The organism is Candidatus Stoquefichus massiliensis AP9, assembly GCF_000455285.1.
In the GTDB taxonomy this organism is placed as follows: domain Bacteria; phylum Bacillota_I; class Bacilli_A; order Erysipelotrichales; family Coprobacillaceae; genus Stoquefichus; species Stoquefichus massiliensis.
In genome coordinates this window covers 13,807-24,690 of record NZ_HG005301.1, presented here as the reverse complement: position 1 = coordinate 24,690, position 10,884 = coordinate 13,807, and the positions used below count along the sequence as shown (strand labels likewise).

Genomic DNA, 10,884 nt, shown 5'->3' with positions numbered 1-10,884 from the left:
GGGCGTTATTTGATTTTTCACAATAAAATCACAATATTTTATTGTAAGCAATACCATATTTTGTTATAATAATCATGTACCATTAGGATAAAGCGTATCTATATATGAATTAATCTGCTAACCTATACCATTAAGTACTAGCTATTTGTTGCTTAATAAATAGCTTTTTTTGCTTCTTTTTATATCATTTAATTGCTTAGAACAAAGTCCGTCAAAGTATGCTATTAAGGACACTGATATAGAATTATAATTGTTTTATATCACTGTATTAACATTTATAACTTAGGGGGGGATAAGCGAAAAGGATGATAATAGACAAATGAACAATAAGAATTTAAATTCTTATATTCATATTAACAAAGAAAAGAGGGAAAAAATGATAAAAAAATTAGGAAAGAGTAAGAAGAAGTTAGGAAGTCTTTTAACAATGATATTTATGATTGTCACATGTTTAACATGTGTATCATTGGGAGATAAGACACATGCTGCTACAACGTATAAAATTCATACTAATGTTACGTTAAATACATTAAATAATGCAACGTTAAAAACTGCTAAAGTTTATTGGTCAGATAATCCAAATATTCCTTTTGATTCTAGTAGTCCTACAGCGAGTTATCACCAAATTGAAGCAAATGTTACAGGTAAAAATCTTTCTTTGACTGCAACAATTAGCCAAGAAGTTCCTTATGTTATTGTTATTGCAGTAGACAGTAATAATGTACAATATATAGCATCGTATGCTCCTTCGTGGGATGGAGGTAAATGGACTTCAGGTGGTGGAATACAGTGTGCAGCGGTTGGTGATGATATTAATATAGGCTATCAACCACAAGATTATTTGCCAAATGTTATTCAATTAGAAAATCTATTGATAACAGGGATGGCAAATGATGGGTATGAATATACAGGAAATCCAATATCTGTTACTCCAAATATCTATTTAAGAGATGGCACACCATTTAATAGAACAGGAAGTAATGTTAAGCTGGTGGAAAATAGAGATTATAATGTATTAATTTCAAATAATATTAATGCTGGAGATGCTACGTTAAAAATTGAATTTAAATCTCCATACAAAGGTACTATTAGTAAAGTCTTTAAAATAACGCCCAAAAAAATTGCAACTGAAAATATAGATGCTAGTTTGGACAAAAGTGAATATGATCTTAATGGTCCAAATATTAATCCTATAGCTACCGTAAAAGTGGGAGGGAAGACTTTAACAAAGAGTGTAGATTATGATATTATATTTCCAAATTTAGTTACTATAGGGAACTATAGCGCTCAAGTTACACTCAAAGGAAATTACAGTGGAACAAAAACTGTAAATTATAAAATTATACAAAAAAATGTAGTTATCCTAGAAGCAAATAAGTATCCTTCGTCTGTAACTGTTTCTAATTTTCCAGATAACATTAATTCTAATGAAAACTTGATATTTAATGTAAATGCAAATACTGGTTGGAGTATAGTTAAAGATGACATTTCTATTGAAGTTGCTGGGAAAAAGCTAACATCAGATCAATATACATATGATGCTAGGATTGGACAAGTATCAGTAAATGGAGACAAAGTAAATGGAGCAATCAAAGTATCAGTTGCACCTAGTCTAAATTGGTATACTACAAATAGCAAAAGTTTAAATGATAGTTTAGAGAAGACATCAGTAACAAAAGCAGACTTCAATACGTTAAATACATTAAATACTGGATGGGCTGGATTAACAACTGATGCTAAAAACTACATTGTAGCACAAACAGGACAAACAGTTGCTGAAATTACAACAAAATTAAATGCTATGAAAACAGCAAGTCAATTTATAAATGACAATGATTCTAAGATTCAAACAATAAAGGAAATAACAACTTTAGATCCAAATACTAATGATAATATTAGAAATACTATCAAAGAACTTCAAAAAGGATATAATGATTTAGGAACGACTTCTCAAAAATATATAAGTGATTTGAATACAAAACTTACTGATTTAACAAAAACTCAGGGATTCTGTGATAAATACAAAGATGTGTTTAATTCACAATATATTACTAAAGATGCTGTAAATAGTTTAAAAGACTTTGAAAATGATTATAAAGCTTTAAATGATGAACAAAAGAAATTGGCAAAAGATACATATAATAAGTTAAATGATAAACTTGAAGCAGCAAATATGTTAAATGCTCATACAGCAGTTATAGATAACACATCTATTATAGGAATTAAAGATGATGCTGATAATGTTTTTAAATCTATTACAAATGCAATTACTGCATATGATAATTTAAATGATAAGAAAAAAGTGATTAATCCAGCAGTTAGGGAAGATTTAGTTAATAAATTGACTGCTGCAAGTTGGGTTCAAGATCATACGAAAGATAATGGTATTTTATCAAAGAAAACAGTTGGAGCTAATGATTTAAATAGGATTCAGGCTACACTTGATGAATTGAATGGTTTGGATGAAAATACAAGCAAGCATATTGACAGTGACATAAAAACAACATTAGAAAATCAAAAAGATGCTGCAACTTGGTTACAAAATTCTATTGTCAATAAAGTTCATGTTGATTATAGCGATATAGCTAATTTACAAAAAGCTATTAAAGAGTATAATGATTTAGGCACAGACAAACAATCGTTCATAAATTCAAATATTAAATCGGTTTTAGATAACAAACTTAAAGCGGCTCAATGGTCAGAAAAACATAAGTCAATTAATGAGAATAAAGAACCAATGCAATCAACTGATTATGTTGCTGTAAAGGTCGCTTTAGATGAATATGAAGCGAATAAGAATAAAATTGGAAATTATGTAGATCCAATTATTATTAAGAATTTACAAGATAAACTTAAAGTGACAGAAACACTAAAAAATAATCCTATTCTTGAAAAGAATATTAAAGATATAATTCATGCTGATTTTCCGAAATTAAAAGCAGGAATAGATGCATATGAGCAACTTACTGCTAATCAAAAAGCACTTGTAAGCCAGTCAACAAAAGATTTAGTTGTAGCAACTAAATCTGTTAATAAATGGATGACTGATAGCAAAGCAATATTGGACAAAAATATTGTTAGTAAAGATGATTTAAATGATATTAATAAAGCTCTTGATGATTATGCTAAGTTAGATGATAATGCTAAAAAACTAGTAGATGCATCTTATGTTCAAGGATTGAAAGAAAAGAAAAATGCAGCAGAGTGGAATGAAACTAATAATGAAGTTATTTCTAAGGATATGAAGAATATTACTGCTGGTGATTTAGTTGATTTGAGAAAAGCGATGGATGCTTATAATCAACTAACTGATGGAAATAAGAGTCATATTGATGGTGCAATTATTTCAAAACTTAAAGAAGCACAGAAAAAAGCATTTGTTGAAAAATACATTTCTGATAAAGAAGGAAACGTTAATGATAAGTTAACTAGTGATAATTATGAACAAATATTATCAGGACAAACAGATTGGGCAAATATGTCTCAAGATGAAAAGGATGAAATTAATGCAGTTGTAACTGAAAAGTTAGGTTGTACATATGAAGAACTTATTGCAAATGCAACAACATTAAAGGAAGCGGCAAATAGTTTTATTGATGATTATTTGACTGATAAAAAAGGCAATGTTTATAAAGATTCTAATAGTTCTAATTATGGACAAATCTTATCTGGTTTAGATGCATGGAATAAGATGAGCCAAGATGAAAAAGGTGCTGTTAATGGTATTTTGGCAAGTCAAGGTGGTAAAACATACGAAGAATTAATGACTAACGCAAAGGTATTAAAAGACTCAACAGATGGTTTTATAAATCAATATTTAACTGAAAAAGATGGAAATATTTATAAAGATTCTAATAGTTCTAATTATGGACAAATCTTATCTGGTTTAGATGTATGGGATAAGATGAGTCAAAATGAAAAAGATGCAGTGAATGCAATCTTAACAGTAAATGGTGGTAAAACATATGAAGAACTGATTGACAATGCAAAAACATTAAAGGATTCAACAGATGGTTATGTAAATAAATACTTAACTGGAAAAGATGGGAAGATTTATAAAGAAGCTAATAAATCTAATTATGCACAAATCCTATCAGGTAAAGATGCATGGAATAAATTAAGTCAATCTGAAAAAGATGCTATTAATGGAATATTGAAAGCTAATGGTGGAAAGACTTATGAGGAATTGTTAAAACAAGCAAATGATGTGAAAGCATCAGTTAAGACAAGTGATAACACAGATATTATGTCTCTTTGTACACTTTTATCATCATCTTTGTTATTAGGTGGTTATGTTGTTTTAAAAAGAAGAAAAGAAGCATAATTTAATGATACCAAGAGAATGATCTCTTGGTATTTTCATAGGAGGAAAGATGAAGGCAAGTGATAAACTGTATTTAGTTCTTAATAAAGATGAAACATTATATAAGAATAGTCGTCAAGAGCCAATGATATATAGACATTTGGAAACAATACTAACTCAGGAAAGATATGCTGATTGTAAAGTTGCTATATTTGATTTAAGTGAAATTGTTACAATAGAGAAGTTAAATAAAAAGAAAAAGATATAAATTTGTAAAGTATATTATAAAATAATTTCGGATATGAGGTGAGATATGTTAAAATAAATAAAAGAGAGGATTGGTATTTATGAGAAAATTAGGAATTATGATGTTAGCTGCTTTTTGCATGTTTGGATGCCAGCCAAGGGAAGATGTAGAAACTTTAGAAATTGCAAAACATTATACAGTGGCAGATCAACTAGAATATGAGGTTGTGAAAAGTGAGGTTGTTAAGCAGATTGCACCAACTAATAAAAATCAAACATATCAAAATATAAAACCAACCCAAGATCAAAAGTCTTTTATTGATGTTATTATGAATGTTAAGAATTTAACTGATAAAGATTGGGAACTATCTAAACTTCTAAGTGGTGAATTTATAGTTAACAAGTTAACGTATAAATTAGAATTGGCTATTGAGAGCATTCATTATAATCAAATGAGTCAAACAGATACGTTAAAAGCAAAAGAGGAAAGATATATTCATGTATATTGTGAAATTGATGATGAAGATATAAAAAATGATGCAACATTGCATCTTAAGATTTTGGATCAGAATCAATATACATTTACTTTTTCCACTGAACAAGCAGTACAATTAAATGAACAAAAGTCATTAGGTGATACTTTAAATCTTAATGAATCATTATTAACTATTAAAACAATTAATCAATCAGATAAAGTAGAACCATCAGAAAAAGGTATATTTTATAGTTATATACCAACTGATAGTGACGATGAAACCTTTATTATCTTACAAATAGAACTCAAAAATACAACAGAGGAACAATTAGATCCTAGAGAGTATGTTTATTGTGAATATCTTGTAGGAGATAATGCTCCAATTAAATCTCGTGTTATTATTGAAAGTGATAATCATAAATCATTATCTCAGTCTGGGCAAATTGCACCAGAAGAAAAAAGAACTCTTTATTTAGCTATGCCAGTCAATAATAGTTTGTTAAAGGAAAAAGGTATTATAAAATTATTTGTTGAAGGACATACATTTGAAATCAAACAATAGGCCTAAAGTCATCATGATTTTAGGTTTTTAAATATATATTATAGAGTAGTATTAATAAAATTTCTATATTTTTGCTTACAAGTTATTGACAAATGTTGGTAATAGGAGTATTCTAAATATGTAGTTAGCGATGGCTAACAATTATTTTGTCATTAAGTTAGTTTGAACTAACTAACAATGTGCTAGAATTGACTGATAGAAAGAGGGGGTTTATGATGCCGTTAATATTTGCCGAATTAAATGAAGAAAATATTGTCAAAAAAATAGGTGGCAACAATGAAACAAAACATCATCTAGAAAATCTTGGATTTGTTCCTGGAAGTTTGGTTTCTGTTGTTACAAAAAATAATGGAAACATTATTGTGAGTGTAAAAGATTCTAGAGTGGCAATGAGTAAGGAACTTGCAAAGAAGATTATGATTTAGGGAGGATAAACATGACATTAAAAGAAGCGAGTGTTGGGAGTACAGTGACTGTTAAAAAAATAAATGGTCAAGGAGCAACAAAACGTAGAATTATGGATATGGGAATGACAAAGGGTGTTGATGTGTATATTAGAAAAGTGGCACCATTAGGGGATCCTATTGAAGTAACAGTAAGAGGATATGAATTATCATTAAGAAAAGCTGATGCTGCTATGATTGATGTAGATTAAGCAGCATTTCAAATGATACTAGAGTTAGTTCCGGGTAACTAAAGAGGAGGAGAAATATGAGTATACAAGTTGCATTAGCTGGTAATCCAAACAGTGGAAAAACAACATTGTTTAATGCTTTAACAGGTTCAAATCAATTTGTTGGAAATTGGCCAGGAGTTACAGTTGAGAAAAAAGAAGGTAGGTATAAGGGTGATAAAGAAATTAAGATTACTGACTTGCCAGGAATTTATTCTTTATCGCCTTATACATTAGAAGAAGTTGTTTCTCGTGAATTTTTGTTAAAAGAGAAAGTTGACGTTATATTAAATATTATTGATGGTTCTAATTTGGAACGTAATTTATATTTAACAACACAACTCCTTGAATTAGGGATTCCTGTTGTTGTTACGATTAATATGTTAGATGTTATTGATAAACGTGGAGATAAGATTGATTATGTAAAACTATCGAAAGAACTAGGATGCCCTGTTGTTCCTATTTCTGCACTTAAGAATAGGGGTATTGAAGAACTTATGGAAACTGTAGTCAAAAGTGCCCAGTGTTCTTTTGAAACTAAAAATATTTATAGTACAGAATTAAATTTAGTTTTAGATCAATTATCACATTTACTACCCGGAAGTTTAGATCAACATAAAACCCTGTTCTATAGTGTTAAACTGTTTGAACGCGATAATAAAATCATAACATCATTAAATATAAAAATTGAGGATGAAAATATTATTCAATCTATAGAAAAGAAAATGGATGATGATAGTGAAAGTATTATTACTGATGCGAGATATAGTTATATTACAGATCTCATTAAAGACTGTTATGTGAAAGTAAATCGTGAGAAATTAACATCATCTGATAAGATTGATAAAATAGTTACTAATCGTCTTTTAGCCTTGCCTATCTTTGCTTTGGTAATGTTTGTAGTATATTATGTATCAGTAACTACAGTCGGAACATATGTTACTGATTGGACAAATGATGTTCTCTTTGGTGAAATGATTCCGCCAGCAATTGAAGGATTCCTAGTTGCAATTAATTGTGCAGCATGGCTTCAAAGCTTAATCCTTGATGGTATTGTGGCAGGAGTTGGTGCAGTGTTAGGATTTGTTCCACAAATGTTGGTGTTATTTATATTTTTAGCAGTATTAGAAGATTGCGGATATATGGCACGTGTTGCATTTATCATGGATAGAATCTTTAGAAAATTTGGATTATCTGGGAAATCATTCATTCCAATGCTTATAGGTAGTGGATGTGGTGTTCCAGGTATTATGGCTAGCCGTACGATTGAAAGTGATCGTGATCGTAAAATGACAATTATGACAACAACTTTCATTCCTTGTGGAGCTAAATTGCCAATAATTGCTTTGATTGCAGGAGCTTTGTTTGATGGTGCCTCTTGGGTTTCGCCTAGTGCTTATTTCTTAGGGGTTGGAGCTATTATTGTTTCTGGAATTATTTTAAAGAAAACGAAAATGTTCGTAGGAGATCCTGCACCTTTCGTTATGGAAATGCCTGCGTATCATGCTCCAAGAGTTTTAAATGTTTTAAGAAGTATGTGGGAAAGAGGATGGTCTTTTATTAAAAAGGCTGGAACTGTTATCTTATTATCTACAATTGTGATTTGGTTCTTACAATCATTTGGATTTGAAGATAGTGGATTTGTTATGGTTGATGATATTAACAATAGTTTGTTAGCTACAATTGGACAAACATTTGCTTGGATCTTTACACCACTTGGTTGGGGTGAATGGAAAGCAGCTGTTGCGAGTATTACTGGTTTGGTTGCTAAAGAAAATGTTGTTGCAACATTCGGTCAATTATATGGATTTGCTGAAGTCGCTGATGATGGTGTTGAGATTTGGGGAACACTCGCTGCTAGTTTCACAGCATTATCTGCATATTCATTCTTAGCATTTAACTTATTGTGTGCACCTTGTTTTGCAGCAATGGGAGCTATTAAAAGAGAAATGAACAATGCAAAATGGACAGCTTTTGCAATTATATACCAATGTGTATTTGCATACGCGGTTGCTCTTATCGTTTATCAACTTGGAAATCTTATTATCAATGGAGTTTTCAGTATTGGAACTATTGTTGCATTCATTGTTCTTGTAGGTATGATTTTCTTGCTTGTTAGAAAAGGAAAAACTTCAGAAAAATTAGAAGTCCAATATTCAGTTCATTAATAAAGGAGGTGGACATAATGAATCTATCAACATTTTTGGTTTTATGTGTACTTATCTTGATTATATCATTATGTGTAAGAACGATTATTAAGGATAAAAAAAGCGGAAAATCATCATGTGGCGGAAATTGTGGTGGTTGTGGCAGTGCTTCATTATGTCATCGTTCTAAATCACTATATGATGTATATAAAAAACAAGTATGATGTCTTTAATCATGGACTAATAGAGGAGGAATCTATTTGGCTACAACAATTATATTTTTAGTACTCATGGTTATTGTGATTTTTGCAGTTAAAAACTCTCTGCTACATTTTAAAGGTGAAAATAGTTGTTGTGATGGGTGTTCTACACATAATACAAAAAGTAAGAAACTTAAACATCAGATTATTGGAAGTATAGAAATAAGTGTCTCAGAAATGAGTTGTCAAAAATGTGCTCGGAAATTGACAAAATCTCTTCATGAAATAGAAGGAGTGAGTGTAAATGTTAATTTAAAAAAGAAAAATATTATTCTTTCTTACGATCAACCTATTGATATCCAACAAGTCTACGATACTATTCAAAATGCAGGCTATCAAATAATTTGCACTCATAAAATTTCATAGAAAAAATTGATATATAAAAGTGATTGATGTGAATTAAGCACAAGTAGAAAAAGTATGGAAGTTAATGAAATGAAATAACTATAGTAATCCTCATACTCCTATTTGTTGTCATTAAAAAAAGACATTCATTACTATGGTTGTCTCGTTTCATGTTTATGAATCCAAAGAAAAAGTAATCTTCAGATTACTTTTTCTTTGTTGATACTGATAAACTTATCTTTGTAATTACTATTTCTTATATTTGTTTGTAATCTTATAAAAACGATATTGATATCTCTTAACAGTCTTAAATAAATCTAATTACATATTTATCAATAAGATACTATTCTTAAAAATTATAGGAATTTAAAGTGGATAGGTGTGAATCAATGAGACTTTATACAGAGAGAATATTAAATGAGGATGAAAAGAGAGGGGGCATAGAAATATTAGGGGATCAGCCTTAAAATTTACTTTTTAAAATATGTTCAACACCTGCAAAAGGAATAAACATAAAGACGATTTGAATGCTTAATATAGTTATTAATACACTACCACTGTCTAATGTGATGCGTGGAAGTAGAAATAAAGTAACAAAAATAAGTACTATACCAACAAGAAACATGCTTTTTCCAGCACAAATCTGTGCATAATCCCATGCTTCCTGATTCATCATACTCTTCTTTGTACGATAACCATAAGAATTATTAATGTTTTTTGGTGGTGCTAACCACATTAATATTCCAAAAATAATCATTAGAATAGGAATAAAAAACGAAAATAATTTAACAAATAATGACATAATCATTCCTTCTTTCTATAATATATTATATACCTTTTTAAAGAAAAAATGAAAAGATATACTTTGGTTATTAACATAACATTAACAAAATATAAATATAAATCTGCTATAAGAGTATCACAAAAAAAGATAAACTATAGATGTCATGAAAGACAGAAGTTAAATGATAAGGAAGAGGTATATATGAAAAAATTAGGAACTCTATTATTAGTATGTTTATTAAGTGTTGCTTTAGTAGGATGTGGAGGAAATGATGAAAAAGACACTGCTTCAACAAGTACAAACGATGTGAGTGGAAAAGTTACACTGGAAGGTTCAACATCAATGGAGAAATTAATGAATGCATTGAAAGAATCTATTGTTGAAGATTATCCTCAGTTGTCATTAGAACCGCAATTTACAGGTTCGGGGGCAGGTATTAAAGCAGTTGCATCTGGAAGTGCAGATATTGGAAATTCTTCTCGAGCATTAACAGAAGAAGAAAAGGCACAAGGTATTGTTGAAAATATAGTTGCAATAGATGGGATTGCTATGATAACAGATAAAAATAATACTGTTAAAAACTTAACCAAAGAACAGCTAGCTAATATTTATACAGGTCAAATAAGCAATTGGAAAGAAGTTGGTGGAGAAGATCAAAAAATAGTTGTTGTTGGACGAGAAGCAGCTTCAGGAACGAGAGGAGCATTTGAAGAGATTTTAGATGTTAAAGATAAGTGTAAATATGCTAATGAATTAAATGAAACTGGTGCAGTTGTTGCTAAGGTACAAGAAACAAAAGGGGCAATTGGTTATGTTTCGTTAGATATTGTAGCAGATAGCAAAGATAAGGTGAATACTTTACAATTAGATGGTGTCGTTGCTAGTGAAGCAACAATTATTGATGGTACTTATCAATTACAAAGACCATTTGTAATGGCAACAAAGGGTGAAATTAAGGATCAAAGTGAACAAGTTCAAGCAGTCTTTCAATTCATTAATAGTGAAAAAGGACAAGAAGTTATTAAAAAAGTGAAACTTATTATTCCAAGTAAATAAATTTATTTGTCACGAGAAATCGTGACTTTTATT

The 10,884-nt window shown here is 29.8% G+C and carries 10 protein-coding genes; 9 read left to right on the top strand and 1 reads right to left on the bottom strand.

The window, feature by feature from the left end; all coding sequences use genetic code 11:
* Positions 1–376 precede the first annotated feature (376 nt).
* The 8 genes from BN350_RS17785 to BN350_RS17750 all read left to right on the top strand — a co-directional run bounded on the left by BN350_RS17785 (position 377) and on the right by BN350_RS17750 (position 9,032).
* Positions 377–4,324, top strand: coding sequence for a hypothetical protein (locus tag BN350_RS17785; protein ID WP_044600457.1), 3,948 nt, complete (start codon positions 377–379; stop codon positions 4,322–4,324).
* A 49-nt stretch (positions 4,325–4,373) separates the two neighbouring features.
* A complete protein-coding gene (locus tag BN350_RS17780; protein WP_028044799.1) occupies positions 4,374–4,571 on the top strand; it encodes a hypothetical protein in 198 nt (65 codons plus the stop codon).
* Between the two features lie 79 nt (positions 4,572–4,650).
* Positions 4,651–5,586 (top strand): hypothetical protein, encoded by a 936-nt coding sequence (locus BN350_RS17775; RefSeq protein WP_028044798.1) that lies wholly within the window; start codon positions 4,651–4,653, stop codon positions 5,584–5,586.
* 215 nt (positions 5,587–5,801) lie between these two features.
* On the top strand, positions 5,802–6,011 hold the full coding sequence (locus BN350_RS17770; protein WP_315968809.1) for a FeoA family protein: 210 nt from the start codon (positions 5,802–5,804) through the stop codon (positions 6,009–6,011).
* Positions 6,012–6,022: 11 nt separating this feature from the next.
* Positions 6,023–6,241 carry a FeoA family protein gene (locus tag BN350_RS17765; protein ID WP_028044796.1) on the top strand — a complete coding sequence of 73 codons (219 nt, stop codon included), beginning with the start codon at positions 6,023–6,025 and terminating at the stop codon, positions 6,239–6,241.
* Between the two features lie 56 nt (positions 6,242–6,297).
* On the top strand, positions 6,298–8,427 hold the full coding sequence (gene feoB, locus BN350_RS17760; protein ID WP_028044795.1) for a ferrous iron transport protein B: 2,130 nt from the start codon (positions 6,298–6,300) through the stop codon (positions 8,425–8,427).
* 17 nt (positions 8,428–8,444) lie between these two features.
* Positions 8,445–8,630 (top strand): FeoB-associated Cys-rich membrane protein, encoded by a 186-nt coding sequence (locus BN350_RS17755; protein WP_028044794.1) that lies wholly within the window; start codon positions 8,445–8,447, stop codon positions 8,628–8,630.
* 36 nt (positions 8,631–8,666) lie between these two features.
* A complete protein-coding gene (locus BN350_RS17750) occupies positions 8,667–9,032 on the top strand; it encodes a heavy-metal-associated domain-containing protein (protein ID WP_028044793.1) in 366 nt (121 codons plus the stop codon).
* Between the two features lie 442 nt (positions 9,033–9,474).
* Here BN350_RS17750 and BN350_RS21755 read toward each other — a convergent pair whose 3' ends face one another.
* Positions 9,475–9,813, bottom strand: a complete 339-nt coding sequence (locus BN350_RS21755; protein WP_028044792.1) for an SdpI family protein — start codon at positions 9,811–9,813, stop codon at positions 9,475–9,477.
* Between the two features lie 183 nt (positions 9,814–9,996).
* Between BN350_RS21755 and BN350_RS17740 the strand changes: the two genes are divergently transcribed.
* Positions 9,997–10,851, top strand: a complete 855-nt coding sequence (locus BN350_RS17740) for a phosphate ABC transporter substrate-binding protein (protein WP_028044791.1) — start codon at positions 9,997–9,999, stop codon at positions 10,849–10,851.
* The last annotated feature ends 33 nt before the right edge of the window (positions 10,852–10,884 follow it).